Raw genomic sequence first — 26,886 nt, forward strand, 5'->3', positions numbered from 1 at the left:
GTTTTTCTATGGGATCAGGTGCGGCGTTCGAGCTTGGTGGCGAGGTGGATCAGGCTCTCGACCTCTTTGACGCCGCGGGCGCTGCCAATCCATTCGAGGGTCCGGTCCAGCGTGGCGGTGTCGTCCGTGGCGACCTCGATGATCAGGTCATAGCGGCCAGAGGCGCTGTGGACGGCCTTGACCTCGGGTAGGGATTTGATGCGGCTGATGATGGCGGCGTTTTCGGCCGGTTCCGTGCAAACCAGCAGGGTGCCGCTGATGGCGGGGCGGGCACCGGCGCCCAAACGGATCGAATAGCCCGCGATCACCCCCGACTTTTCCAGCCGTTCCAGACGGGCCTGAACCGTGGTGCGGGCCAGCCCGATGCGGCGGGCGATGGTCGACACGCTCATGCGGGCGTTTTCCGAGAGGGCGGCGATCAGAGCGAGGTCGGTTCCGTCAAGTTGCATCGGTTTCTCTGGGCTTTGGGCGATTTGCTTTGCTGAATCTTACGATGTGACTTTGCATTTCGGCAAGGTGCTGAATCGGTGACAGTGTTGTGACCGATTTGAATGCCCGCTGGACTTGAGGCGGAACAGGTCTACTCTGAATATAAAGGGACGGGAAAAACGTCCTTTTGAATAGGACACATAAGAGGCGGCCCCGGTTGGGCCGTTTAACTAGGTACGAGACCGATGCAGGCTGGCACGGTTGGTGCAGGCCTGAGCTTTAGGGAAGCGGCACACGCTGCCGTCCGGAGTAGGGGTATCACACGGGTCCATCGCCGTTCACGCCCCTGAATGCTAGGGAGTTGATGAACCAAATGCGGTTGCGGCTGAGTGATAAGATCCTTGGTTGGCTGCGTGCCAGCCCCAAGGAGATCCATGCGCCGACAGGTTATAGCCGGCAGCCGATCACTCATGTCATCATCATCGACGGAACGCTGTCCAGCCTGACGCTGGGCATGGAGACGAACGCGGGCCTGACCTATCGCCTGCTGCGCGAGGTCGGGATGCCCGTTTCGGTCTATTACGAGGCCGGTATCCAGTTGAACGACTGGCGCGGCTGGAACGACGTGATGCAGGGCAAAGGGCTGAACCGGCAAATCCGGCGGGCCTATGGATACCTTGCGTCGCGCTATCATCCCGGGGATCGGGTGTTCCTGTTCGGCTATTCGCGCGGGGCCTATGCGGTGCGGTCCTTGGCTGGCGTGATCGACTCGGTCGGGCTGCTGAAGGGGCCCGAGGCCACGGTGCGCAATGTCCGCCAGATTTACCGCATCTATCAGCGCGGGGTGCACGAAGGGGATCACGGGTTCATCCGGCGGGCCTGTCACGCCGAAGTTCCGATCGAGATGATCGGCGTATGGGACACGGTCAAGGCGCTGGGGAATCGCTTGCCCTATTTCGCGGCGCGGTCGGATCTGGAGCACGGGTTCCACGATCACCGGCTGGGGCCCTCGATCCGGCATGGGTATCAGGCGCTGGCGCTCGACGAGACCCGCGAAGGGTTCGCCCCGATTCTGTGGGAAACCGACCCCGAGCGCGAGGTCCATGTGGAACAGGTTTGGTTCCGCGGCTCCCACGGGGATGTGGGCGGGCAACTCGGGGAGTTTCTGGAGGCGCGGCCCCTGTCGAACATCCCGCTGGTCTGGATGCTGACCAAGGCCGAGGCCTGCGGGCTGCCGTTGCCCCACGGGTGGCGGATGCGTTTCCCGACCGATGTGCGGGCGCCGTCTTTGGGGACGTGGCGCAGTTGGGGCAAGCTGTTTCTGGCGCGCAAACCGCGGGTGGTGGGGCTGGACCCCTCGGAAAGCCTGCACGATTCGGTTGCGCGGCGGCACGATGATTTCACTTGGGCCAGCGAGGCCGCGTTGACCCCGCCAAGCCCGCATCTGGCGCCGGATGTCCCGCGCGAGATGGCGGTTAGCTGATGGTCAGCATCGTGGTCGAGGCGGTGGCGTAAAGCTTGCCATCCTCGACCCCGCGCAGTTCGGCATGGGCCACACCGGTGCGGCGGCCGGCGTGATCGACGTGACCGATGGCCTCGACCTGCATCCCGACGGGGATCGAGCGCAGGATGTTCACCTTCAGCTCCAGGGTCAGGGAATGCACGCCGGGTTTGCTGGTGCTGTTCACCGCGCCGCCAAGGGCGCTGTCCAGAATCGTTGCGTACCAGCCGCCGTGGGTCGAGCCGACCAGATTGGTGTGATCCGATTTCGGGGCGCCGCGAAGGGTGACGGTGCCGATGGCGGCGTGGGTCATCCGGTAGCCCATCGCGGCCCAGATCGGCGGCTCGGGCGAGTCGCCGTTGATGATCCGCAAAAGGTTTTCGAGCCCCGATAGCTCTGGGCTAAGGGGCGCGTCGGATGAAACAGTGTTGGTCATAAGTCCTGCCGGAAAAGAAAAGGGGCATGTTGCAGATGCAGCATGCCCCGTTCTGTTCGATCAGGCAACGTTCTGAAGCTTGACCTGAGGGGTGACGCCGATGGCGTGGCACACGTCGCGGGTCAGTTCGGGACGGTTCAGGGTGTAGAAGTGCAGGTCTTCGACGCCTTCGCGCAGCAGATCATCGCACAGCTCGGTGCAAAGCGCGGTGGCCAGCAGGTCCTGACGGCCATCACGGAGCGCCTTGTCAAAGGCATCGTCCAGCCATGCGGGGATCGAGGTGCCGCACGCCGCCGAGAACTTCTTAACGCCCTTCCAGTTTTCGATCGGCAGGATGCCGGGGATGATCGGCGCGGTGATGCCCGCATCGGCGCACGCATCACGGAACCGCAAGAAGGTCTCTGCCTCGAAGAAGAACTGGGTCAGCGCCTCGGACGCACCGGCGTCCAGTTTGCGCTTCAGCCACTCAACGTCCGCTTTGTGGTCAGTCGCTTCGGGGTGCTTCTCGGGGTAGGCGCCCACACGCAGGGTGAACTTGCCGGTATCGGCCAGCGCGCTGATCAGCTCGCAGCTGTCGGCAAAGCCTTCGGGGTGCGCTTTGAAGCCGCCCGAGCCCTTGGGCGGATCGCCGCGCAGGGCCACGATCTGGTTGATGCCGGCCTCTGCATAAGCGTTGGCGATGTTCAGCGTCTCTTCCTTGGTGGCGTTGACGCAGGTAAGGTGAGCTGCAACAGGCAGACCGGTGGTCTTGTGCAGAGTGGTTACGGCCTCGTGGGTCAGGTCACGGGTGGTGCCACCTGCGCCGTAAGTCACTGAAATGAAACGGGGTCCCATGGGCGCCAGCACCTGCACGGTATCCCAGAGACGGAACGAAGCTTCCAGCGACTGGGGCGGGAAGAATTCGAAGGAAATGCGCGGTGCGGTCATGGATAAACTCCTTTGCTATGTCGCTCTTGTCTCACAAACGTCGTTGTGAGACAAACTCATTATCTTCAAGATCAACATGAGCCACACATCAAGATGCACATCGAATTCCGCCATTTGCGCAGCATCAAGGCTATTCACGAGGCGGGCGGTCTGGCCCGCGCCGCAGACATCCTGAACATCACCCAGTCCGCTTTGTCCCACCAGATCAAGGGCTTGGAAGAGCAGTGCGGGGTCGAACTGTTCGTGCGCAAGTCCAAGCCGATGAAATTGTCGGCCGCGGGGATGCGTCTCTTGCGTGCTGCGAACCGGATTCTTCCCGAGGTCGAAGCGATTCAGGAAGAATTTTCCGGCTTGCGCGCGGGCAAATCGGGGCGCCTGCATATCGCCATCGAATGCCATGCCTGTTTTGAATGGCTGTTCCCCGTGCTGGAAAAGTTCCGCAAGCTGTGGCCTGACGTGGATGTGGACATCCGCCCCGGTCTGGCCTTCGACGCGCTGCCCGCCTTGCAAAAAGAGGACGTGGATGTGGTCGTCTCCTCGGACCCCGAGGATCTGAACGACGTCGTCTTCGAGCCCCTGTTCGACTATCACCCGATCTTCGTGGCCTCCAAGGACAACCCGCTGTCCCAGAAAGCCTACATCGAGGCGACCGATTTCCGCACCGAAACGCTGATCACCTATCCGGTCGACCGCGCGCGTCTGGACATCTTTAACCAGCTTCTGGGACCGGCCAAGGTCGAGCCCGCTGCCGTGCGTCAGGCCGAACTGACCGCGGTGATCCTGCTGCTGGTGGCGTCGAACCGCGGTGTGGCTGTGCTGCCCGACTGGGTCGTCCGCGAGGTGAAATACAACAGCGATTACATCACGCGCCCGCTGACCCGTGGCGGCATCACCCGCCGTCTTTATGCCGCCTTGCGCGAAGAAGATCGCCAGAAACCCTATATGGTTGATCTGCTGCGCCTTGCGGGCGAAGAAGCCCACAAATTACAGGCCGTCTGAGCGGGAATCAGCCCTTGGCAACAGGGCGATCAACGCGTAAATGGGCGGCTTGAGACAAAGGAGCCGGATGGATGCAGGGCAGCGCAAATCTGAACATCATGATCAAGGCGGCACGCAAGGCGGGCCGTTCGCTGGTCAAGGACTTCCGCGAAGTCGAAAACCTTCAGGTCTCGCGCAAGGGCGCGGGCGACTTCGTGAGCCGCGCGGACATGGCGGCAGAGCAGATCCTGCGCGAGGAACTGCTGGGTGCCCGCCCGACCTATGGCTATCTGGGCGAAGAAACCGGCGAAGTGAAGGGCGAAGACCCCACCCGTCGCTGGATCGTGGACCCGCTGGACGGCACCACCAACTTCCTGCACGGTATGCCCCACTGGGCCGTGTCGATCGCGCTGGAGCACAAGGGCCAGATCGTATCGGCCGTGGTCTTTGACCCCGCCAAGGACGAGATGTTCTTTGCCGAAAAGGGCGCGGGCTGCTGGCTGAACGACCAGAAGCGTCTGCGTGTGTCGGGCCGTCACCAGATCGTCGACTCGGTGTTTGCGACCGGCGTTCCGTGGGGCACCAAGCGCACTCTGCCTGCAACCATCCGCGACCTGTCGCGCCTGATGCCCGAATGCGCTGGTGTCCGCCGCTGGGGCGCAGCCTCGCTGGACCTGGCTTACGTGGCAGCTGGCCGTTACGAAGGCTACTGGGAACGCGAAATGTTCGCATGGGATTTCGCAGCGGGCATGCTGCTGGTTTCCGAAGCGGGCGGCATGGTCGGCCCGATCCGCGAAGGCCGTAACCCCATCGAGGACGGCGAAATTCTGGTCGCGAACCCCGACGTGTACGACCGCTTCGCCAAGATCATCCGCGAAGTCTGATCACCCAGATCACCAGACATTCCAAAGGCCGCTCCATTCCGGGCGGCCTTTTTCGTTGGGCTTAGTACCGCCGACGAACAGTGGGGATCCGCGTGCGCTGCCAGCTATGGCGCGGCGCAATCCCTTGGGTACGATCTTGGGCCTGCCAGAACCGGACGCCGCCTTTGCGCCGCCACAGCCCCCAAGTCATCGCCATACCGGCCACAAAACCGCCGATATGCGCCCAATAGGCCACGCCGCCCTCATCCGTGGGCGTCCCGAGCCCGCCAAGCAGTTGCACCGCAAACCACAGACCCAGCATCAGCCAGGCGGGCACGGTGATCACCTTCCAGATGATGATCAAGATCAGCAGAATATCGACCCGCGCCTTGGGAAACAGCAGCAGATAGCCCCCCATCACCCCCGCAATCGCCCCCGACGCCCCCACCATCGGCACCGAGCTATAGGGATCGGCCAAGACCTGCAGCAGCGCCGCCGCCACCCCCGAAGCCAGATAGAACAGCAGATACCGGACCCTCCCGAACTGCTCTTCCATGTTGTCGCCGAAGATATAGAGAAACAGCATATTCCCCGCGATATGCAGAAAACTGCCGTGCATGAACATGGACGTGACCAGCGAATACAGATGCTCCCCGTGGGTGATCATCAGCGGGAACATCGCGTAATCCAAGTAAACCTGACTGGCCGCAGCCTCGCCCACCAAAAGGGACCAATGGCTTAGAAACGCGACCACATTCGCGGCAATCAGCGCGTAGGTGACATAGGGCACGCGCCCCGTTGGGTTCTGGTCTCGGATCGGGAACATACCCTATGACATCGGCCCCACAGGCCCTCCGGTCAAGTCCCACCTCGAATTAACCTTACCCGGCCCTGCTTTCTCCTTGCCCAAATACTCCGGGGGTGCGGGGGCTGGCCCCCGCTGCACGCCCTCGGCAATAACCACACATAAAAAAGGGCGGCGGTCCCACAGGAACCACCGCCCCAGTCAGGGGGGACTGGCTGCGGTTACGACGACGCAGCCAGAAGCGCGGCGTTTCCACCCGCCGCAGTGGTGTCCACACAAACATGGCGCTCGTGACGGGCATGGCCTGTGTCAGGCAGGCCGGTGATCAGGGGCAGGATCGGGCCGATGCGATAGCTCAGCGCCACGCCATAGGCGCGGGCCTGCGCCGCATCGCCCCAATAGACCACGCCGGAAATGCCGCGCAGTTTGGTCAGCGCCTCGGGGCTGACCGCGCCGGTTGCGGCCACGGCCACACCGCCAAGGGACCGGATCGCCGCTGCTTGTTCAGCAGCGAGCGCCGCCGTTGGCCCAAGGCACAACACCGGCGGGCGGGCCATGGCGGTCAGGCGGTTCGACTCGCCGGTTGGGCCGGGCAGAGTGATGGTGGTCGGGGCGGGGCCTTCGCCCGCTTGGTCCACCAGTTTCTGCAGGTCTGCGTCGGTCATCGGAACCGGCCACTCGGCGGCCTGCGCGGGGGCGGGGCGCTGGGTGAAACGGGTCAGATAGTTCGGACCGCCCGCTTTCGGACCGGTGCCCGACAGGCCTTCGCCGCCAAAGGGTTGGCTGCCCACGATCGCGCCGATCTGGTTGCGGTTTACATAGATGTTGCCCGCGTGGACGGCCTCGGTCACGTGCTGCACGCGGTCGTCGATCCGCGTTTGCAGGCCAAAGGTCAGGCCATAGCCCGTGCCGTTAATGTCCGCGATGACTTGGTCCAACTCACCGGCCTTGAAGGTCGCCAGATGTAGCACGGGGCCAAAGATTTCGCGCTCCATCTCCTTGATCGAGCCGACGCGCAGCAACGTGGGGCGGGCAAAGGTGCCTTCGCTCGGGGTGTCCAGTTGGTGCAACACGCGGCCTTGGGCGCGGGCGGTTTCGATATAGGTCTGGATGCCGGACTGCGCCTCTTCGTCGATCACGGGGCCGACGTCGGTGCTGATGTCCCACGGGTTGCCGACGGTCAGGGTGTTCATCGCGCCGATCAGCATTTTCTGCAGGTTCGGAGCGATATCTTCCTGCACATAGAGGCACCGCAGGGCCGAGCAGCGCTGGCCCGCAGATTGGAAGGCGCTTTCGATCACGGCTTGGACGGCCTGTTCGGGCAGAGCGGTGCTGTCCACGATCATCGCGTTCAGGCCGCCAGTTTCCGCGATCAGCGGGGCGCCGGGGGCCATGTGTTTCGCCATGGCACTACGGATTTTCAGCGCGGTTTCGGTCGAGCCGGTAAAGGCCACGCCGCCCACGCGGGCGTCCGAGGTCAGCGCCGCGCCCACGTCTCCCGCACCGGGTAGAAGCTGCAGGGCAGTCGCGGGAACGCCAGCCTCGTGCATCAGCTCTACGGCGCGGAAGGCGATCAGGGGCGTCTGCTCGGCGGGTTTGGCCAGAACGGCGTTGCCGGTGGCCAGTGCGGCGGACACCTGACCGGTGAAGATCGCCAAGGGGAAGTTCCACGGCGAAATGCAGGTGAAGGTGCCCACCGGCGCGGCCTCGGGCGCGTTGGCGGCGTAGTAGCGCAGGAAATCGACGGCCTCGCGCAGTTCGGCGATGGCATCGGGCAGGGACTTGCCAGCCTCGCGGCTGATCAGAGCGAAAAGCTCGCCGTAGTTTGCTTCGAACAGGTCGGCGGCGCGGTTCAGCACGGCGGCGCGGGTGGCACGGTCTGCAGTCCAAGGGGTGGCGGCGGACAGGGCGGTCTCCACGTCGGCGCTAGAGGCAAAGCGCACTTGGCCGGGGGTGTCGGCGGGCACGGCCGGGTTGTCCACGGTCAGCGCAGGTTGGGGTGCTGCGGTGCCAGCGAGCAAGGGCGCGGCGTGCCACTGGTGGGCGCGCCAGACGTTTCGGTCGTGTTCCACGGTGGTCAGGGTTTGGGCGTGCTCGATGTCCCAACCCATCGAGTTGGCGCGGGCGCCGAACAGTTCGGGTCCCGTCAGCAGGTGCGCGGGGCGGCCCGCAACCGCGTCGAACGGGTCAGAGGCGACGACCGAGGGCGGCACCGCTTCGTTCACGATCTGGTTCACGAACGAGCTGTTCGCGCCGTTTTCCAAGAGGCGGCGGACCAGATAGGCCAGCAGATCTCGGTGGGCCCCAACCGGTGCGTAGATGCGGCAGCGGGTCTGTTCATTCGTATGCACGATGTCGTGCAGGCTCTCGCCCATGCCATGCAGGCGCTGGAACTCGAAGCTGTCACGGTCGTTGCCCGCATAGTGCAGCACGGCCTGAACGGTGTGCGCGTTGTGGGTGGCGAACTGGGGGTAGATGCGGTCGGTCATCGACAGCAGCTTCTTGGCGTTCGCGATGTAGCTGATGTCGGTGGCGTGCTTGTCGGTAAAGACGGGGAAATCGCTGACACCCATGACTTGGGCGTGCTTGATTTCGGTGTCCCAATAGGCGCCCTTGACCAGACGGACCATGATCTTGCGATCAAGGCGCTGGGCGGTCTCATAGAGCCAGTCGATCGCATCACCGGCGCGTTTGCCATAGGCTTGGACGACGATGCCAAAGCCCTCCCATCCGGCGAGACGGGGATCGGCCATGGTGGCCTCGATCACCTCGAGCGATAGGGCCAGACGGTTGGCCTCTTCTGCGTCGATGTTCAGGCCCATGCCGGCTTCGGCGGCTTGGACGCACAGCTTGGTCAGACGTTCCACCAGCAGGGGCATCATCGCGTCCCGCTGCGCCACGGTATAGCGCGGATGCAGGGCCGAGAGTTTGACCGAAATGCCGGGGTTCTTGCGGATGTCCTGATGGGTGCAGGCGCTGGCGATGGCAGTGATCGCACGGGAATAGGCGGTGAAGTAGCGCTCTGCATCCTCGTAGGTGCGGGCGGCCTCGCCGAGCATGTCGTAGGAGTAGGTGTAGCCGCGCTCTTCCATCTTGGCGGCGCGTTTCATGGCGGCTTCGATGTTCTCACCCAGCACGAACTGGCGGCCCATTTCCTTCATCGCGCGGCCGACGGCGGTGCGGATGACAGGCTCGCCCAAACGGCGGATGGCGCTGCGCAGATGGCCAACGGGGCCGGGCTTTTTCTCTTCCAGCACTTTGCCAGTCAGGAGCAGGGCCCAGGTCGAGGCGTTCACTAGGGATGAGGTCGAGTGGCCCAGATGGCGGCCCCAGTCGCTGGGGGCGATCTTGTCCTCGATCAGGGCGTCGATGGTGTCGGCGTCGGGCACGCGCAGCAGGGCCTCGGCCAGACACATCAGGGCGATGCCTTCGTCGGTGGACAGGCCGTATTCGGCCAGAAAGACCTCCATCAGGCCCGGATTGGTACGGCCGCGGATGTCGCTGACCAGTTTTGCGGCATTCGCGGCGATTTTCGCGCGGTCGGCAGCGGACAGGTTCGCCGCCTCTACCAGAGCGGCCAGTTTGTCTGCTTCGTTGGCGTAGGTCGCTGCGTCGATCCGCAAGGGCAGCGCCATGTTTTGATCCAGCATCATGGTATTCCTTTCCCGATCGGACCATGATACTGCATTGCGGCAAGTCGATATTCCCGAAATGACGGGTCTGTGCCATCCACTTCGACTTTATTAACGAGGTTTTGCCATGCAAGATGATCAGGTCAGTCTGGACCGTTTCGACTATGCGATTCTGAGCGAGCTGGGCCGCGAGGCGCGCCTAAGCGTTACCGAACTGGCCAAACGCATCGGCCTGTCCAAGTCGCCGACTCAGGCGCGGCTTCGGCGTTTGGAGATGGCGGGGATCATCATCGGCTACCGCGCGCTCTTGGATCCGGTGAAGCTGGGGCTGGACCACGTAGCCTTTGTCGAGGTCAAGTTGCAGGACACCCGCGAAGCCGCGCTGACCGCGTTCAACCGCGCCGTGGCCAAGATCGCAGAGGTCGAGCAATGCCATATGATTGCAGGGAATTTCGACTATTTGCTGAAGATCCGCACGCGCGATATGGCGTCCTATCGCCAAGTGTTGGGGGAAAAGATTTCGGCGCTGCCCTGTGTGTCGCACACCTCGACCTTTGTGGTCATGGAAGCGGTCAAGGAAACGGTCTCGGGTGATTTGACTTGACGGATCGGGCAGGGCGGGCGGATGCTGAACGGCATGAAACGCTTGGCCCTTGCTCTGATGATGTGGCCTGCCGCTGTGCTGGCCGACTGCCCGCCTGACCCGTACCAAGGGCCGGAACTGGACGCTGTTGTCGCCCGATTCCCCGATGCCCCCGATGCCGGTGTCGCGCTGGATTTGCACAACGAGATGTGGCGCGTGCTGACGGACGCGCCGGATCAAACGGCTCAGGACTATCTGGATGCGGGAATCGAGCGATTGCGGATGGGCGATTTTCCCGCCGCGCGCAGTGCGTTCGATGCATTGGTCGATTACTGCCCCGTCTACGCCGAAGGGTACAACCAGCGCGCCATCATCAGCTTTCTCGAGGGGAAGTATCAGGATGCGCTGCCCGACATCGACAGCGCCTTGGGGCTGCTTCCGCACCATCTGGGGGCCCTGACCGGCAAAGCGATGACCCTGATCGCCCTTGGCCGCACCCCCGAGGCACAGGACATCCTGAAACAGGCGCTGGCCCTGAACCCGTGGCTGCCCGAACGCAGTTTGCTGAATTCACCCCAAGGCGAGGAATTATAACGCCTATTCCAAGTTGCATTCCCCGCGCAGCACGCTAATGTCCGCCCACCCGTTCAGGGTTGCCCGCGTGATGGAATGGTAGACATAGGGGACTTAAAATCCCTAGGCTTCGGCCGTGCCGGTTCGAGTCCGGCCGCGGGTACCACTTCCGGCTTTTGCAAAAGCCGCACTTTTCCAGCCAGACGAAGTTGCGAAACGGTAGGGCCCTTGGGGGCCGGTTTACCGTTCGGGTAGGTCCGGCAAAATCACCTCGATCCGTAGAACGCCCTCCTCGGGGAGCGACGCGTGGGCGTTGCCGTGCAGGGCGGCGGCGGTGGCTTTGATCTGGAAAATCACCGGATGGTTGACCTTGGGACGATCGGGCTGGTCGAACTTCATCGGGGTGAACAGGCGGTCCACATTGGTGGGACGGATGAGGGTCGTGGGTGCGGTGCCGACGATCCGCAGATAGCGGCGGTCCTTGGCCATCTGGCTGATGATGCGGTTCTGGGACTGGTCATTGCTTAGGAGCACCAGCGCCTGATCCAGCGCCTGATAGATCTCCTCGACCTTGACGGGGTCGGTGTAGACGCAACGCTCCAGCTCGAAAAGGGCGCAGGTCTTCAGGTCCAGTTGCTGCACCAACAGGTCCAGCCGCTCCAGCACTTCGGGGGTGTTGGGGGCAAAGGCGCGGCGCATACATTGGGTCAGGGCAACAAGCTGCGCCTGACCATGCTGAGAGGCCGTGGTAATCTGGTCGGCCCAGCGATCCACCACTTCGGGGCTGTCTTGCCACTGTTCCTTGAGCAGGCTGGCAAAGCCGTGGGTGTGCCGCAAAGAGGCTGAAACGTCGTGATGGAGCGTGCTGAGAAACAGATTGAAGCTCTCGAAAATCGCGTCGTAGGCCAGTTTATCGTTCTTGATGTCTTTGACCATGCTTTCTCTTCTTTCACTCGGCCGCGGCCTTGGGGGGCAGCGAAACGATGCTCAGCCAGAAGTTCTCGATGGTTTTGACCACTTCGATGAACGACGATGCCTTGAGCGGCTTGGACACGAAACAGTTGGCGTGCAGCTGATAGGTCTTGATGCGGTCGGCATCGGACTCAGAGCTGGTCAGGACCACTACGGGAATGCGTAACAGATCCTCATCTTGTTTCATGATTTCCAGCACCTCGTACCCGTCGGTAACGGGTAGGTTCAGGTCCAAAAGGATAAGGTCGGGGGTCGCGGCCCCCTCGTAGCCGTTGCGTTTATACAGGATATCGAGCGCCTCGTCCCCGTCACGTGCCAGAAGCAGGTTGTTGGCCAGCTTGGCCTCGCGCATGGCTTCTTGGGTCAGGACAATGTCACCTTCGTTGTCCTCAATCAGCAGGATGGAAATGGTTTGCTGTGTCATGCCTCGATCTCCCCGTCTTTGGGCAGTGTAAATTTAAAGCTGGACCCTTCGCCAAGTATGGAATCGGCCCAGATTGTGCCTTTGTGGCGCTCGATGATCTTGCGACAGATCGCGAGGCCGATGCCTGTGCCGGGGATCTGGTCCCGCCGGTGCAGGCGTTTGAAAATCTCGAAAATCTTGCCGAGGTTCTTGTCGGCAATCCCCAGTCCGTTGTCCTGAACGGTGAACTCCCATTTATCGCCGTGATCCTCGCAGGTGACGTGGACGGTGATGGGGCCTTCGGGTTTCGAGTATTTGATGGCGTTGCCGATCAGGTTCTGGAACAGCTGCAGGGCTTGGGGCTTGATGAACGGAATCTGGGGCAGGTCATCGCGGGTGGTTTCCAGCGTGCGGCTGGTGCTGCTGGCGAATTGCGTGAACAGCTCATCGACCAGCGCATTGGTGTCCACCAAAGACAGGCGGCCGGTCCCCTGATCGACGCGGCTATAGTCCAGAATATCACGGATCAGATTGATCCCGCGGGACGAGGCATCGGTCAGGAAATGCAGGTAGCGCACGGTGGTGTCGTCTTGTTCACCGATTTCTTTGAGGTGGGTCTCTAGCCGCTCCGAGAAGGCGCCGACTATGCGGAAGGGTTCTTGCAGGTCGTGCGAGCAGATAAAGGCGAACTGCATCAGCTCTTCGTTGGATTGCTCCAGACGTTCCAGCAGGGCGGCGCGGGTTTCCTCCAGGTGGCGGCGTTCCGAGATGTCGTAGAACACGATCACGTAGCCGCCCATCACATCGGGTTTGCTTTCGATCCGGTTGGCCGAAATCGAGACATTCACGGGCTCTTCGTTGCAGATGCGGATCTGGACATCCTCGTTCCGCTTGTTCTGGATCAGCTCTTCGAGGCGGGGATTGACGTGTGTGCCTGTGATGAAAAACGGCAGCGAGTCAAATCGCTGGCCCACCAGGAGGTTGCGTTCGTGCCCCAGCAGCTTTGCGGCGGATTCGTTGACCAGCCGGATGTTGCGGTGCCGGTCCAGATAGATTAGCCCCTCGTTGGTGTTCGAGATCACCATCTCGCGCTCGCGGGCCATGTATTCCAGACGGGATTCGCGGTTCTGTAGGTCATAGGTGGTGATCCGCAGCAGGTCGTTCTGGCGGCTGACCTTGATGCTGCGGTTCAGGGCGACCGACAGCAGCAGCGTCACCAGCATCCCCAAGGGCAGCGCGGCATTGGTCAGGGGTTGAACCGCGTCGCGGACGAACTGTTTGTCGGGGATCATGGTCAGGACCCAGAACTGGTCCAGAACGCTGATGGCCTGCTCGACCGCAAAATTCGGCGCCAGAAAGGTAGGGGCCATCCGGTGGCTGATGACCAGATCCTGACTGCTGAGAATCAGCTCAAAATCCCTGAAGTCTTCGCGCAGCCACCCGGCCAGTTGTTGATCCAGATCGACAGAGGCCGCGATCAACCCGCGGAACTGGTCTTGGTGAAAGATCGGCGAAAAAATCACGAGGCTCTGCTTGCCGGTCGTCAGGGTAAAGGGTTTCGAAATGACCGTCTTTTTGGTCTCGTAGGCGGCCATCATGGCGGCGGTGCGGTCGGGGTTGAACTCTTTGCCGACGCCGATCGCGTGTTTCAGTGGCTCATAGGGGGCAACCCCGACGATCCGGAAGCTGTCGTCGATCAAGGCAATGCCGGGCAGTTGCTGGAAATCCGCCGCATAGCGTTCCGCATCCGCTTGCCACAGTTCGGGCAGCATGACGGGGACATTGGCCTGCCGGTCTGCCATGCGGTCCAGAGCCTCGGTCAGGTTCTCGAACTCGTTTTCGAGCAGGCTCTGCAGGAAGTTCATCTCGTTGTCGACGCGGCTGGCGACCACGTCGCGGTCCGTGTCCAGTAGGTGCTTCCAGATCGAGCAGGTGATCAGAATGCAGCCCAGCACCACGCCGGCCGTGATCAGAAGCTCTGGCTTGTCCGAAGGGAGCGCCGCGTTGATCCCGTTGCTGGCCAGCGCCAGCGCCAGCCCCAGAAAAACAAAGCAAATGGCGGTGTGCAGGGCCATCCCCGTGATCGCCACCCACTGATACATCGCCAAAGCGTTCGCCCCATAGGTCGCTAGCCCCGTCAGACCGATGCCCATAACCGACAGGCCCAGCGTGGCCAGCGCGGTCGCAGGCCAGCCCGAAACGCTGGGAATGCAAGCGAAGACGCCACACAGGCTGACCAGTAGAAAGCCGAACGCGGTGTTGTTCGCCATGTCCCCGCCGAATTCCGAGGTGTCGAACAACAGGTGCCGCACCTCGAGCTGGATGATCCCGCTATGCTCTAGCAATGTCAGGATCGGCAGGACCGCGATCACCAGCGACAGCAGCATGATCAGGTTGTCCGGGGCCTTGCGGATCGCAAACACCAGCGCCACCGACAGGACAAAGTCCAGCGATGTATTAAAGGACATAATGGAAAAGCCGGGGATCACATCCAGCAGGCGCGGGATGCCAAAGAACCAACCGTAAAGAGCCGAGCCGGAAATAATCAGTACAATCCCCGGCAGGGTATAGAATGCAGCCTCTCGAAGAGGCGAAGTGCCGGTCACTCGTTCAAAACCTCTCGGCGCAAGAGAGGTATGAGACATTGTTTTTCTTTCAATCTGACAGGGGAAGGGCCCTGAACACAGATGTCGTGTACCGACCTAGGATACACGTCTTTTTCTTATTGTTTAATACTTAATTGTAGATTGCCGGCGCGCAACTAGTCGAATTGTCCCGACGTTTTTGCCTATCGGCAAACGCCTTGGGGCGTTGGTGCAGCTGACGCATCGTCGATGGCGCGGGTCTTCTCGATCCGCAGGTCGCGGCCTTCTTGCATGTGGCGGCGCAGGGTGCGGGACAGGGTGTCGATCAGCAGGGTCAGCAGGACCGTCACGGCCAGCAGAATCAGCGCGCGGTCCATGCGCAGTTGCTGCAGGTTCGTCTGCACGTAGAACCCCAGCGTGCCGATCCCCAGAAGGCCCATGATCGCGCTTTCCCGCAGGATGATCTCCCACCGATACAGGCAGAGGGCCCAGAAGTTCGCGGTCAGGCGGGGGAACAGCTCCCACCCCCAGAAGGTCAGGCCACGGGGGGCGTCGGGGCGGATGGTCAGGTCTTGGGCGTGGCGGCCCAGAAGGTGCGCGATGATCGCGCCGTTGTGCAGGGCCAGCGCCAGAATCGCGGGCAGCATCGACGGCCCGAGGATTTGCAGCAGCACAAAGGCCAGCATGTATTCAGGGGTCGAGCGAAAGATCACCAGAACGCCGTGCCCGATGGCAGCCCCGATGCGTGTGGCCACCCGCGGCACGATCATGGGAAAGGCGATGGCCGCGATCAGCGTCGCCCCCGCCAGCGCCAGTTGTGACAGGGTCAGGGTGTCGATCGCGCCGGGCAGGGCTTGGTCGATCAGAACTTTGTCCAGCCATTTGCCCCAGTCCGCGCCGGTCCGCAGAGGCGAGGGGATCAGGTCGTTCAGGAATTGCAGCGCGGCGCCTTGGCCCATGGGCGGATAGGGGACGCGGGACAGAAGCCAGATCGATACGGCGATGAACACCGGCACCAGCCGCCAACGCACCCAGCGCCGCAAGGGCAGGATCAGCGCCATGAAGATGAACAAGGCAGCTGCGGCTTGGGAATAGTGGGCCTGCTTGAAGAAACTCTCGAGGTGAAAACCCAATGTGGGCAGGCCGATGAACCCCAGCACCGCGCTAGAGCGCAGGCCACATTCCAAGCGATAGAGGGTGTAGGTCCCGATCTGCGGCAGGCACGCGGGCAGGCGTACCCACAGCAAACGGATCAGCGTCGAATGGGCGTGGGGCAGGGCGGCTTCGGCTTGGGCTTCGGCCTCGTCCAGATATTCGGAAAAGACTTTGGCGAAGATACCGGTATAGGGCAGCCCGATCGCCAGCACGCCGGTCAGGGGCGACAGGCCGGAGACGTTCAGCAGCAAAAGCGCCCAGAAAATCTCGTGCAACGCGCGGATGGTGATGCAGGGCAAGCGCACGCGCCTCAGCCGGTAGAACGGCGCGAGCAGCAGGCCAAAGGTGGCCCCGAACGCCACGCCGCAGAACGCAAAGGCCACGGTCAAGAGCGCCGCGTTGGCCAGCAGGGTGTAATCGCTGAAATCGGGGGTGATCAGGCCCGCGCCGATCCGGCCAAGGGTGATCCACGGGTCCGGCCCCCCTGCGGTCAGGTTCGCAAACCCCAGCGCAATCAGGGCAGAGGCCACCAGCGCCAGCAGGATGTGGCGGCCAGTCAGGCTCATGCGTACAGGCCCATCAAGTCGGGGATGGTCAGGTCGGCGCTGGGGGCGTCCAGCACGATGCCGCCGCGGCCAAGGCCGATGATGCGGGTGGCATGGTCCAGCGCCAGTTGCACATCGTGCAGGGCCAGAATGCTGGTGGCAAAGCTTGCCTCGATCAGGGTCAGCAGCTCGCGCGATTGGGCGGGGTCCACGGCGGAGACAGGTTCGTCCGCGATCACCACATCGCCCCCGCGCAGCAGCGCACGGCTCAGGGCAACGCGCTGCTTTTGCCCGCCCGACAGGGTGGATACGCGGCGGCGGCCAAGACCATTCAGCCCCGTGCGGGCCAGGACAGCGTCCACTTCGGCGCGTTCATGGCCAACGGGCCACAGCAGGGTGCGCATGTTCCGCGCGGTGCCGAAATCATCCAGCCGTCCCATCCAGACGTTGTGGAACACGCTCAGTTGCGCGACCAGCCCGTTTTCCTGCGGGACCAGAGCCACGCGCCGGTCGGTCATCCGCAGGCGCATGGCGTTCAGAAGGGTGCTTTTGCCCACGCCGCTGGGGCCAAGCAGGGCGATGCGTTCGCCCTGATCGACCGTCAGGGAAACGCCGGACAGGACGGGCGTTGCCCCCCAACCCAGCGTTTCGTTTTCCAGCGCAAGCAGTTGCATCAGTCGATGATGTCCAGCTCGCGCGCGGTGTCTTCGATCGGCTGGTACATCTCGTTGGTGGCGGGGATGAAGGCCGAGCGGGGGAAGCTGGCCAGCAGAGCCTCGTCGGTCATGCCGACCAGAGCATCCTGAACGCGCTGGGTGAAGCCTTCGCCAAAGCGGGCATCAACGTCGCCGCGGATGGTCCAGTTGTAATCGGGATAGGACGGGGTCTTCCAGATCAGGGTGGTGGCGTCCGCTTCGGCGGTCTTTTCGGCCACGGCGCTGTCATAGACGGTGTAGTTCAGGGCGCCGATCTCGTATGCGCCGGACGCGACCAGACGCAGGGTCTGACCGTGATCGCCGCTGAAGCCAACCGAGGTGAACAGCTCTTCGGGGGCTTTGCCGGTGTGCTCGCGGATGTAGAATTCAGGCATCAAACGGCCCGAGGTCGAGGTCTGCGCGCCAAAGGTAAAGCTGTGGCCGGCCATGTCGGGGAATTCTTCGGACGCGGTCAGGCCAGTCGATTTGTTCGCGATGAAGTAGGTGACAAAGGTCTCGTCCTCGGCACCCTGAGCGATGGCCTTGGAGCCTTCGACGGCCAGACGGGCCTGAACGCCGGACAGACCGCCGAACCAGCCCAGCTGGATCTGGTCGTTGCGGAACGCCATCACGGCCGCGCCATAGTCTTTGACCGGCACATATTCGACATCAACGCCAAGCTGCGCCTCAAGGTAATCGGCAACGGCACCGAAACGCTCGACCAGTTTGGTCTCGTCGTCATCGGGGATCGCCGAGAAGTAGAGGGTTTCTGCCATCACGGGCGACGCGGTAGCACAAAGAAGGGCAAGAACGAGCTTTTTCATAGGGGCCTCGAAAATTGGGTTCGGGGTGTCTTTAGTGCCGAACAAATCAGGGTTCCAGAGAAAGAACCGCCCCGAGCTGGGATCCAGTCGGGGCGGCGTTTTATTCAGATTTTGCTATATCAGGGGCGTTTGGGGCGGGGTGCGCCCGGTTTGCCGCCAGCAGGTTTGCGGAACGGGGTCGCGTCGCCGCCTTTGGGGGCCGGACGGCCACCGGGTTTGCCGCCAAAGCCGCGTTTCTCGCCGGGTTTGCCCCCCTTGAAGCCGCCGCCGTCACGACCGAAGCCGGGTTTGCCTTCCTTGCCAAATGCGGGCTTGCCACCATCGCGGCCAAAGCCGGGCTTGCCGTCCTTGTTAAAGGGGCGCTTGCCTGCGGGCTTGCCGTCGGATTTGCGTTCCCAGTCGCCTTCGTGCTTGCGGGGCGCGGGTTTGCCGCTGTGGCTTTTCGCGCCGAACGATTTTGCGGGACGCTCGCCTGCGCCGGCGGGTTTGTCCGCGCGGGGCTTGCGGGGGCGGTCTTCCCAGTTGTCGCTCTTGGCTTTGTCACCCCAGACGGGTTTCGCCTTGCGGACTACGGCGCCATGGGGCTCGGACAGGTCGGGGCGTTCCATACGCTCGACGCGCTCGGGGCGGGCTGCGCCTTCGGCACGGGCGGGACGGGGGGCGTCAGGGCGTGCGGGACGCTCGGCGCGCTCTTTCCACTCGGGGCGGGCAGGGCGTTCGCCGCGCTCGGGGCGGTCGCCACGGTCAGCACGCTGGGGACGGTCGCCGCGATCACCACGGTCGCCGAAACGGCCACCCTTGTCGCCAAAGCGTCCGCCTTTGTCACCAAAGCGGCCACCCTTGTCGCCGAAGCGGCCGCCGGGTTTGCCCATGGGACGGGGTGCGGTTTTCGGCAGATCGGGCGCTTCGTCCAGAACCTGCAGAACGTGACCCTGATCGGTGGTCATGGCGGGGCCGATGGCCTCGACAAAGCCTTCCAGCGCGTCGGCCTTCAGCTGGACAAAGGTTTCCTTGTCCATGATGCGGATGGCGCCGATTTCGTCCTTGGTGATGTCACCGGCGCGGCAGATCATCGGCAGCAGCCAACGGGGGCCGACGTTCTGGTCGTGGCCTGCATCCATACGCAGCCATGCGCTTTCGCCGAATTCCTCGCGCGGGGCGCGGGGTTTGGGGGCGTCCACGGACAGTTCGTTGATTTCTTCGGGCGCCGAGCGACCCTTGGCCATCAGGCGCAGATAGGCGGCGGCCAGCTGTTCGGCGTTAAAGCTTTGGGTCAGCAGGTCAACGGTGGCCTTTTCCGACTCGCTAATCGGATCGAACCATGCTTCGTCTGCCAGCATACGCTCTTGGTCGCGGGTGCTGACCTCTTCGGCCGAAGGCGCGTTGCCCCAATCGGCGGTCAGTTTGGCGAACTTCAGCAGGCGCTCTGCTTTCTTGCGCGACTTGGGGGTCACGATCAGCGCGCTGACGCCCTTGCGGCCCGCGCGGCCGGTCCGGCCCGAGCGGTGCAGCAGGGTTTCGTGGTTGTTCGGCAGTTCGGCGTGAACCACCAGCTCCAGATTCGGCAGGTCGATGCCGCGGGCGGCCACGTCGGTGGCCACACACACGCGGGCACGGCCATCGCGCATCGCTTGCAGCGCGTGGGTGCGTTCGGTCTGGGTCAGTTCGCCCGACAGCGCCACAACCGAGAAACCACGGTTCGACAGGCGCGAGGTCATGCGGGCCACCATCGCGCGGGTGTTCGCGAAGATGATGCTGTTGGGCGCTTCGTAGAAACGCAGGGTGTTGATGATCGCGTTTTCCGCGTCACGGTCATGCACGACCATCGCGCGGTAATCGATGTCAGAGTGCTGCTTCTGCTCGGACGCGGTCGAGATGCGCAGGGCATCACGCTGGTAGTTCTGGGCCAGCTTTTCGATTTCGCGGGGCACAGTCGCCGAGAACAGAAGGGTCTGACGGTCTTCGGGGCAGGTGCCCAGAATGAATTCCAGATCTTCGGAGAAGCCCAGGTCCAGCATTTCGTCCGCTTCGTCCAGGACCACGGCGCGGACGTTGCTCAGGTCGATCGACTCGCGCTGGATGTGGTCGCGCAGACGGCCGGGTGTGGCGACAACAATGTGCGCACCGCGGGCCAGAGCACGCTTTTCATCGCGGAAGTCCATGCCGCCAACGCAGGACGCCAGATAGGCGCCGGCATCTTCGTACAGCCACATCAGTTCGCGTTTGACCTGCAGGGCCAGTTCGCGGGTCGGGGCAATGATCAGGGCAACGGGGGCTTCGGCGGGGCCGAAGACGTCTTCTTCGCCAAGGATCGCGTTCGCAATGGCAAGGCCGAAGCCTACGGTTTTGCCCGAACCGGTCTGGGCCGACACCAGCATGTCCTGAGTGCCGAGTTCGGGGTTGGTCACCGCCTCTTGGACAGGAGTAAGGGTCGAATATCCGCGGCGCTCCAGCGCCTGAGCGAGGGTCTTTTTCACGTGATTGTCTGCTTTCGGTCAGAATGTCAGGCCGCAATCTGCGTTCTTCGCAGGAGGGGCGGCGCATCCATACAGCACTAAACCCGGCGGCAATCGCGCCCGCCTATAGCAATTCCTATCGTCTGTATAGAGTTTTTGCGGCATCGCGGCGAAATTTCATTGGCGCGATGGCGCTTGTTCGCGCTCACACGCTTGCAATGTGTGCTGCGATAGATAAAACCAGACGGGATGGGGGAGACCCGAAGAAATTATCTATAAAATGGAGGGCAGCATGTCTGGCCAGCAGAAATGGACCGTCGAAGAGGCGCGCGAGATCTACAACAAGCCGTTCATGCACCTGCTCTATGAGGCGCAGACCGTACACCGCGCCCATTTCGATCCCAATCAGGTCCAGCGCTCCAAGCTCTTGTCGATCAAGACCGGCGGCTGCGCCGAGGATTGCGCGTACTGTTCCCAGTCGGCGCGTAACGGCTCGAAACTGCCCGCGTCCAAGCTGATCGAGGTTGAGCGCGTTCTGGAGCAGGCCAAGAAGGCCAAAGAGGGCGGCGCGACCCGTTACTGCATGGGCGCCGCTTGGAGTAGCCCCAAGGACCGCGACATGGACATGCTGACCGCCATGGTCGAGGGCGTCAAAGCCCTTGGCATGGAAACCTGCATGACCCTCGGGATGCTCGAGGACAATCAGGTGGTGCGCCTGAAGAATGCCGGTCTCGACTACTATAACCACAACATCGATACCTCCGAGCGGTACTATAAAGAGATCATCACCACCCGCAGCTTTGACGACCGTCTGGCGACCCTGACTCGCGTGCGCGAAGCAGGCATCAAGGTCTGCTCTGGCGGGATCGTCGGCATGGGCGAAAAGATGATGGACCGTGTGGAAATGCTGGTGACCCTTGCGAACCTGCCCGAGGCGCCCCAGTCCGTTCCCGTAAACATGCTGATGCCGCAGGCCGACACGCCGCTGGCCAACGTTGAAAAGCTGGACCCGATCGAATTCGTGCGCACCGTCGCGCTGGCCCGTATCCTGATGCCGACCAGCCATGTGCGTCTGTCCGCAGGCCGTTCCGAAATGAGCGACGAGTTGCAGGCGATGTGCTTCTTCGCTGGTGCAAACTCGATCTTCGTGGGCGAGACCCTGCTGACCGCAGAAAACCCCGAAGAGGATAAAGACGCAGCCCTGTTCGCCAAGCTGGGTCTGGAAACCATGGCCGCTTTCACCGAGGGCCGCGTCTGCGAGAAAGAAGCCGCTGACGTCGCAGCCGCCACGGCAGCCGAGTAAGCCCACCCGATGAAGGCACTGACCCGTCATGCCCAAGGCCTCCAGTCGCTTGCCTCGCGCGGGCGGCTGCGCCGTCTGGCCCCCCGCGCGGGGCTGGATTTCGCGTCCAACGACTATCTTGGGCTTGCGGGATCGGATGTGCTGAAGCGTGCCGCCTATGACGCGCTGGGACGGGGGGTGCCTGTTGGGTCTGGCGGATCGCGCCTGCTGCGCGGCAACCACCCCGAGCATGAAGCCCTAGAGGCCGAGGCCGCCGCGTTCTTTGGCTGCGAGGCGACACTCTATATGGGTGGCGGTTTTCAGGGGAATGTGGCGCTGTTTGCTACGCTGCCTGCGGCTGGGGACTTGGTTCTCTACGATGAACTGGTCCACGCCAGCGCCCATGACGGGATGCGTTTGGGTCGGGCCGATCTGGTCAGCTTTGCCCATAATAATGCTGCCGACGCCCGCATGAAGCTGGCCGAATGGCAGGCGGCAGGCGGGGACGGTCAGGTCTGGATCGCGGTGGAAAGCGTCTATTCCATGGAAGGGGACATCGCGCCCTTGCCCGATTTCGCCGCCGTTGCCCGTGACGCCGATGCCATTCTGGTGGTGGACGAAGCCCACGCGACCGGCGTTTTCGGCGCGGCAGGGCAAGGGTTCGCCCACGGCTTCGACGGGGTAGAGGTGCTGACCCTGCACACCTGCGGCAAGGGCCTTGGCGTTTCCGGTGCCTTGATCTGCGGGGCGCGTGTGCTGATCGACACGCTGGTGAACCGTGCGCGCCCCTTTATCTTTGCCACGGCGCCGTCGCCGTTTGACGCGGCGCTGGTGCGGGCGGCCATCGGGGCCCTGCAAAACCAGCCCCAATATAAAGAGGCCGCCGAGGCCCGCATCGCCCACGCCCACGAACAGGCCGCGCGTCTGTGCGGGCTGAATGACCTGCAAAGCCAGATCATTCCCGTGATCATCGGGGCCGACAAACCCACGATGGCGCGGGCCGAGGCGCTACAGCAGGCCGGGTTCGACGTGCGCGGCATCCGCCCGCCGACCGTGCCGCGCAATACTTCGCGCCTTCGGGTGTCCATCACCGGCAACGTGACCCATGTAGAGATCACGTCGCTGTTCGAACATATCGCCCGCCAGCAGGAGACCGCATGACATCTATCATCGTCACCGGAACCGACACCGGCATCGGCAAAACCGTGTTCAGCGCAGGCCTGACCGCCGCCTTGGGCGCGACCTATTGGAAGCCCGTCCAGTCGGGACTGGAAGAAGAGACCGACACCGAAATCGTCGCGCGCCTCTCTGGCCGCCCCGTTCTGCCCGAAGCTTACCGCCTGCAAATCCCCGCCTCTCCGCACCTGTCGGCCGAGGCCGAGGGCGCAGAGATCGACACCTTGCTGGAGATCCCCACTGTGGATGGACCCTTGGTGGTCGAGGGGGCAGGGGGCTTGATGGTGCCCCTGAACCGGCAGGTCACCTATCTGGATGTCTTTGCCCGCTGGCAGCGCCCGGTCATTCTGTGTGCGCGCACCCAGCTTGGCACGATCAACCACACGCTCCTTTCCTTGCGCGCGCTGCGGGCCGAAGCGTGCCTTGTGGTTGGCGTTGCCTTTATTGGCGAGGCCGAGCCAGAGGTGCAGGAAACCATCTGCCAGATGGGTCTTGTGGCATCGCTGGGCCGCCTGCCGGTGTTGCCCGAGGTCACAACGGACGCCTTGGGGCAGGCCTTTGGCGCCATCGACATGGACCGGATCAGGGATCACCTATGACCCCGCTGGAGTTTGACCGCGACCACCTGTGGCACCCCTATACCAACGTCGCCAAGCCGGGCCCCGTCCATCTAGTGAAAGAGGCCGAGGGCATCTGGCTGACGCTGGATGATGGTGCGCGGGTGATCGACGCGATGTCGTCGTGGTGGTGTATGATCCACGGCCACCGTCATCCGCAGATCGTGCAGGCGATGCACGATCAGCTGGACCGCTTGCCCCACGTGATGTTCGGCGGGTTGACCCATGATCCGGCGGTAGAGCTGGGTAAGCGTCTGATCGCCATGCTGCCCGATGCCTTGGACCGTGTGTTCTATTGTGACAGCGGCTCGGTCTCGGTCGAGGTCGCGATGAAGATGGCGGTGCAGTACCAGATGGCGATGGGGCGCACGGGCCGGAGCGGCTTTGCCACCATTCGCGGCGGCTATCATGGCGACACATGGAAAGCGATGAGCGTCTGTGACCCCGTGAACGGGATGCACGGGCTGTTCCGCGGGGCGCTGGGGATCGAGCATTTCCTGCCCCGTCCGCTGGTGCAATTGGGTCAGGACTGGCCCGAAGACCCCGCGCAGAACGGCGTGGCCGAGATGGATGCCCTGCTGTCCGAGCAGGCCGATCATCTGGCCGCTGTCATTCTGGAGCCTGTGGTTCAGGGCGCCGGGGGCATGTATTTCTATCACCCGCACTATCTGGCCGAGCTGCGCAAACGCTGCGACCAGCACGGCATCCTGCTGATCTTTGACGAGATCGCCACGGGCTTTGGTCGGACCGGCAAAGCCTTTGCTCTGGAATATGCGGGTGTGGTGCCTGACATCATCTGTCTGGGCAAAGCGCTGACCGGTGGGCACATCAGCTTTGCCGCGACGGTGGCGACCAAGGCCGTGGCCTATGGCATTGGCGAGTCGGAGGCGGGGGTGTTCATGCATGGCCCGACCTTTATGGGGAACCCGCTGGCCTGCGCGGCGGCCTGCGCCAGTCTGGACTTGCTGGCGGATGGCGCGTGGCAAACCCGCGTTGCGTTGATCGAGGCGCAGATGCGTCAGGAACTGGAACCTGCCCGCGCCTTTGACGGGGTTGCGGATGTGCGCGTTCTGGGTGCGATTGGCGTGATCCAGATGAAGGACTGGGTGGACCCGTCCATCGCCCACGCCAAGGCGCGGGACACCGGCGTCTACCTGCGCCCCTTTGCCTATAACATCTACACCATGCCGCCCTTCATCACCGGGCCTCAGGACCTGAGCCGCATCACCTCGGCCATGCTGGACTTGGCGCGGGAGGCGTGATGCGCAGCACTTGGCTACAGCGCGGTGGGGCGGGCGATCTGATCGTCGTGTTCGGCGGGTGGGCCCTTGGGGCCGCGCCCTTTGCTGCGCTGACCGGCCCCCAAGATGTGCTGTTTGTCGAGGATTGGCGGGAGTTCGGTGCGCTGCCTGACCTGAGTGGCTATGCGCGCCGGACGCTGCTGGCGTTTTCCTTTGGCGTCGGGGCGGCGGGGCATTGGATCGCGGGTTATGGCGATCCGTTCGATCGCAAGATTGCGGTGAATGGCACGCTGGCCCCCGCAGAGGCCGATCACGGCATCCCGCCCGAGATGGTCGAAGCCACCGCCGCAGGGCTGAGCGAGGCCAGCTTTGCCCGCTTTTGCCGCCGTGCGGGCATGGACGGGGCGCCCCAGATCGACATCGCCGACCGTCAGGCCGAATTGCGCGCCGTGATCCAGCGGGGCAGGGCGCCGGACGTTCGGTTTGACCGCATCTGGCTGTCGAAGCGTGACCGCATCATGCCCCCCGCCGCGATGGAGGCCGCTTGGGCCGCGCAGCAGAACCGCGTGGAATGGATCGACGCGCCCCATGTGCCCTTTGCGGACCGCCCGACATGGGAGGCGTGGCTGTGACCATCACCCCCACCGATCGCGTCGGCCTCAGCTTTCGCCGCAGCCTGCCAAGCTACACCCGCGAGGCCAGCCCGCAAAAGCGGATCGCCCGTCTGCTGGTGAAACGCTTGCTGCGGGTTTGCCCCGAATGGCGGTTCAACTGCGCGTTCGAATTCGGCTGCGGCACGGGCAACCTGACGCTGCCCTTGGCGCAGGAACTGGAGTTGGGGCGGTTGTTCCTGAACGATCTGGTGGCGGATGTGGCCCATGATCTGCCCGTGCGCCCGACCCAGTTCATCGCCGGCCCGGTCGAGACTGTGCCATGGCCCGCCACGCCGGATCTGATTGCCTCGGCCTCGGCCCTGCAGTGGGTCGAGGACCCCGCCGCCCTGATCCAGCGTCTGGCCGAATTGTTGCAGCCCAAGGGGTGGATGGCGATTTCCACCTTTGGTCCTGACCAGTTCAAGGAACTGGTGGCGCTGGGATCGGATGCCGGTGCGCCGGGGTATATGACCGATGCGGACCTGTCCGGGGCGATGGCTGAAACGCTGGATGTGCGCGATTCCGGGATGCTGACCTGCCGCCTGTGGTTCGACGATCCGCGCGATGTGCTGCGGCACCTGCGCGAAACCGGCGTCAATGGCCGTGCCAAAGGTGGCTGGACCCGCCGCGATCTGGAGCGGTTCTGTTCCGACTATTTGGAGCGTTTTGCCGTAGATGGCCGCGTGCCGCTAACCTACCAGCCCGTCTGGGCCATCGCGACCCGCGCCTGATTACCCGAATCTGCTGATATGCCGCTGTAGCACAAGCACCGCGCCCTCGGGGTCGCGGTTGCGGATGGCGCCCATGATGGCGCGATGCTCCAGATCTTCGCGCTTGCGCCAGCGGTCTGCGGACTGCTGCAGGAAGTGACGGGCAGACAGAAGCTGGAGGTTGTCGATCTCGCCGATCAGGCGGGGCATGTCACAGGCGGCGATTGTCGCTAGATGGAAACCGCGGTTCGCGGCCTCCCATGTCTGAACGTCCTCGGCGTTGTCGCAGATTTTACGCAGCTCTTCGGCGCGGCGAATCTGGGATTCGGTCAGATTCGGAACCGAAAGGCGTAGGGCCACAGGTTCCAGAGCCAGACGCATGACCTTGAGCTCTTTGACGGCATCAGGGTCCAAGGGGGCAACGCGCACGCCCTGACGGGGCAGGCTGATCGCCAGTCCGCGCCCCACCAGATGCAACAGGGCCTCGCGTACAGGCACATGGCTGGCCCCGAATTCCTTGGCGATATGGTCCTGACGCAGCTTGTCCCCGGGGCGCAGGTGGCCCTGTACAATGCGCTTGGTCAGCGCGGCGCTGATCACATCAGAGCTTTTCTGCCGTGCGGGGGCGTCCATTGATGTCGTCTGCCTGCCAGTTAGGGGTCCGGCGCGCAGTAAAGCCGGAAAAGGGCCCAGATACAAACAGCTGTTTGTCATAGAACTGCAGTGTTCCTTTGTCAGGGTAGGGGAGAGATGACGTGATTTTCCTCTGCTCTGGTTGAGTATTTTGAGGCTGTTTCATCTTTTTCCGATTTTCTTGTGTTTTTGGGGTTGCGACTCTGTGTTGG

Annotated in this window: 25 protein-coding genes and 1 tRNA gene; 12 read left to right on the forward strand and 14 right to left on the reverse strand. The window is 63.2% G+C overall.

Annotation, left to right across the window (positions count from 1 at the left end):
• Positions 1-14: 14 nt before the first annotated feature.
• A complete protein-coding gene (locus HJ536_RS17380) occupies positions 15-449 on the reverse strand; it encodes an Lrp/AsnC family transcriptional regulator (RefSeq protein ID WP_176855951.1) in 435 nt (144 codons plus the stop codon).
• Positions 450-802: 353 nt separating this feature from the next.
• Here HJ536_RS17380 and HJ536_RS17385 point away from each other — a divergent pair, with 353 nt between their 5' ends.
• The gene (locus HJ536_RS17385) at positions 803-1,912 is read left to right on the forward strand and encodes a DUF2235 domain-containing protein (RefSeq protein ID WP_177158718.1); all 1,110 of its coding nucleotides are present in this window, start codon (positions 803-805) and stop codon (positions 1,910-1,912) included.
• On the opposite strand, the gene HJ536_RS17390 is transcribed toward HJ536_RS17385, so the two are convergent.
• Both HJ536_RS17390 and metF read right to left on the reverse strand, forming a co-directional pair.
• Positions 1,905-2,366 carry a PaaI family thioesterase gene (locus HJ536_RS17390; RefSeq protein WP_177158697.1) on the reverse strand — a complete coding sequence of 154 codons (462 nt, stop codon included), beginning with the start codon at positions 2,364-2,366 and terminating at the stop codon, positions 1,905-1,907. The genes HJ536_RS17385 and HJ536_RS17390 overlap by 8 nt on opposite strands.
• A gap of 60 nt (positions 2,367-2,426) precedes the next feature.
• The gene (metF, locus tag HJ536_RS17395; protein WP_176855953.1) at positions 2,427-3,293 is read right to left on the reverse strand and encodes a methylenetetrahydrofolate reductase [NAD(P)H]; all 867 of its coding nucleotides are present in this window, start codon (positions 3,291-3,293) and stop codon (positions 2,427-2,429) included.
• A gap of 93 nt (positions 3,294-3,386) precedes the next feature.
• Here metF and HJ536_RS17400 point away from each other — a divergent pair, with 93 nt between their 5' ends.
• Positions 3,387-4,292: a LysR family transcriptional regulator gene (locus tag HJ536_RS17400; RefSeq protein ID WP_177158698.1), complete on the forward strand. Its 906-nt coding sequence runs from the start codon at positions 3,387-3,389 to the stop codon at positions 4,290-4,292.
• A gap of 71 nt (positions 4,293-4,363) precedes the next feature.
• Positions 4,364-5,155, forward strand: coding sequence for an inositol monophosphatase family protein (locus HJ536_RS17405; protein WP_176855955.1), 792 nt, complete (start codon positions 4,364-4,366; stop codon positions 5,153-5,155).
• Between the two features lie 61 nt (positions 5,156-5,216).
• On the opposite strand, the gene HJ536_RS17410 is transcribed toward HJ536_RS17405, so the two are convergent.
• Complete coding sequence (locus HJ536_RS17410) at positions 5,217-5,960, reverse strand: rhomboid family intramembrane serine protease (protein ID WP_177158699.1); 744 nt, start codon at positions 5,958-5,960, stop codon at positions 5,217-5,219.
• A 200-nt stretch (positions 5,961-6,160) separates the two neighbouring features.
• Positions 6,161-9,592: a bifunctional proline dehydrogenase/L-glutamate gamma-semialdehyde dehydrogenase PutA gene (putA, locus tag HJ536_RS17415; RefSeq protein WP_420811099.1), complete on the reverse strand. Its 3,432-nt coding sequence runs from the start codon at positions 9,590-9,592 to the stop codon at positions 6,161-6,163.
• 106 nt (positions 9,593-9,698) lie between these two features.
• On the opposite strand from putA, the gene HJ536_RS17420 reads away from it, so the two are divergent.
• The 3 genes from HJ536_RS17420 to HJ536_RS17430 all read left to right on the forward strand — a co-directional run bounded on the left by HJ536_RS17420 (position 9,699) and on the right by HJ536_RS17430 (position 10,893).
• Positions 9,699-10,175: an Lrp/AsnC family transcriptional regulator gene (locus HJ536_RS17420; protein WP_176855957.1), complete on the forward strand. Its 477-nt coding sequence runs from the start codon at positions 9,699-9,701 to the stop codon at positions 10,173-10,175.
• A gap of 21 nt (positions 10,176-10,196) precedes the next feature.
• Positions 10,197-10,748, forward strand: coding sequence for a tetratricopeptide repeat protein (locus HJ536_RS17425; protein WP_228028776.1), 552 nt, complete (start codon positions 10,197-10,199; stop codon positions 10,746-10,748).
• A 61-nt stretch (positions 10,749-10,809) separates the two neighbouring features.
• Positions 10,810-10,893, forward strand: a tRNA-Leu gene (locus HJ536_RS17430).
• Positions 10,894-10,967: 74 nt separating this feature from the next.
• On the opposite strand, the gene HJ536_RS17435 is transcribed toward HJ536_RS17430, so the two are convergent.
• From HJ536_RS17435 to HJ536_RS17465, 7 genes are all read right to left on the reverse strand, one after another.
• The gene (locus HJ536_RS17435) at positions 10,968-11,663 is read right to left on the reverse strand and encodes a hypothetical protein (protein ID WP_177158700.1); all 696 of its coding nucleotides are present in this window, start codon (positions 11,661-11,663) and stop codon (positions 10,968-10,970) included.
• 13 nt (positions 11,664-11,676) lie between these two features.
• Positions 11,677-12,123, reverse strand: a complete 447-nt coding sequence (locus HJ536_RS17440) for a response regulator (protein WP_177158701.1) — start codon at positions 12,121-12,123, stop codon at positions 11,677-11,679.
• Positions 12,120-14,708 (reverse strand): ATP-binding protein, encoded by a 2,589-nt coding sequence (locus tag HJ536_RS17445; RefSeq protein WP_177158702.1) that lies wholly within the window; start codon positions 14,706-14,708, stop codon positions 12,120-12,122. Before HJ536_RS17445 ends, HJ536_RS17440 begins: the two co-directional genes overlap by 4 nt.
• 182 nt (positions 14,709-14,890) lie before the next feature.
• Positions 14,891-16,408 carry a PhnE/PtxC family ABC transporter permease gene (locus HJ536_RS17450; protein WP_177158703.1) on the reverse strand — a complete coding sequence of 506 codons (1,518 nt, stop codon included), beginning with the start codon at positions 16,406-16,408 and terminating at the stop codon, positions 14,891-14,893.
• Complete coding sequence (locus tag HJ536_RS17455) at positions 16,405-17,061, reverse strand: ATP-binding cassette domain-containing protein (protein WP_177158704.1); 657 nt, start codon at positions 17,059-17,061, stop codon at positions 16,405-16,407. Before HJ536_RS17455 ends, HJ536_RS17450 begins: the two co-directional genes overlap by 4 nt.
• Positions 17,061-17,906 carry a putative selenate ABC transporter substrate-binding protein gene (locus tag HJ536_RS17460; protein ID WP_177158705.1) on the reverse strand — a complete coding sequence of 282 codons (846 nt, stop codon included), beginning with the start codon at positions 17,904-17,906 and terminating at the stop codon, positions 17,061-17,063. Before HJ536_RS17460 ends, HJ536_RS17455 begins: the two co-directional genes overlap by 1 nt.
• Positions 17,907-18,025: 119 nt before the next feature.
• The gene (locus HJ536_RS17465; protein WP_177158706.1) at positions 18,026-20,383 is read right to left on the reverse strand and encodes a DEAD/DEAH box helicase; all 2,358 of its coding nucleotides are present in this window, start codon (positions 20,381-20,383) and stop codon (positions 18,026-18,028) included.
• 271 nt (positions 20,384-20,654) lie between these two features.
• Between HJ536_RS17465 and bioB the strand changes: the two genes are divergently transcribed.
• From bioB to HJ536_RS17495, 6 genes are read left to right on the forward strand one after another with little or no spacing between them, the layout of a single operon-like run.
• Complete coding sequence (bioB, locus tag HJ536_RS17470) at positions 20,655-21,665, forward strand: biotin synthase BioB (protein WP_228028777.1); 1,011 nt, start codon at positions 20,655-20,657, stop codon at positions 21,663-21,665.
• Between the two features lie 9 nt (positions 21,666-21,674).
• The gene (locus HJ536_RS17475) at positions 21,675-22,805 is read left to right on the forward strand and encodes an 8-amino-7-oxononanoate synthase (RefSeq protein ID WP_177158708.1); all 1,131 of its coding nucleotides are present in this window, start codon (positions 21,675-21,677) and stop codon (positions 22,803-22,805) included.
• Positions 22,802-23,419, forward strand: a complete 618-nt coding sequence (bioD, locus tag HJ536_RS17480; protein ID WP_177158709.1) for a dethiobiotin synthase — start codon at positions 22,802-22,804, stop codon at positions 23,417-23,419. Before HJ536_RS17475 ends, bioD begins: the two co-directional genes overlap by 4 nt.
• The gene (bioA, locus tag HJ536_RS17485) at positions 23,416-24,699 is read left to right on the forward strand and encodes an adenosylmethionine--8-amino-7-oxononanoate transaminase (RefSeq protein ID WP_177158710.1); all 1,284 of its coding nucleotides are present in this window, start codon (positions 23,416-23,418) and stop codon (positions 24,697-24,699) included. The genes bioD and bioA overlap by 4 nt, the downstream gene beginning before the upstream one ends.
• Positions 24,699-25,310: a pimeloyl-ACP methyl esterase BioG family protein gene (locus HJ536_RS17490; protein WP_177158711.1), complete on the forward strand. Its 612-nt coding sequence runs from the start codon at positions 24,699-24,701 to the stop codon at positions 25,308-25,310. The genes bioA and HJ536_RS17490 overlap by 1 nt, the downstream gene beginning before the upstream one ends.
• Complete coding sequence (locus HJ536_RS17495; RefSeq protein ID WP_177158712.1) at positions 25,307-26,062, forward strand: methyltransferase domain-containing protein; 756 nt, start codon at positions 25,307-25,309, stop codon at positions 26,060-26,062. Before HJ536_RS17490 ends, HJ536_RS17495 begins: the two co-directional genes overlap by 4 nt.
• Here the strand turns inward: HJ536_RS17495 and HJ536_RS17500 are convergent, their stop codons facing one another.
• Together HJ536_RS17500 and HJ536_RS20980 are read right to left on the reverse strand one after the other, a co-directional pair.
• Positions 26,063-26,674, reverse strand: coding sequence for a GntR family transcriptional regulator (locus HJ536_RS17500; RefSeq protein ID WP_176856226.1), 612 nt, complete (start codon positions 26,672-26,674; stop codon positions 26,063-26,065).
• On the reverse strand, positions 26,643-26,886 hold a 244-nt coding region (locus HJ536_RS20980; RefSeq protein WP_228028779.1), incomplete at its 5' end, for a hypothetical protein. The genes HJ536_RS17500 and HJ536_RS20980, both read right to left, overlap by 32 nt.

Source organism: Donghicola mangrovi (genome assembly GCF_013377535.1).
Taxonomy (GTDB): Bacteria; Pseudomonadota; Alphaproteobacteria; order Rhodobacterales; family Rhodobacteraceae; genus Donghicola; species Donghicola mangrovi.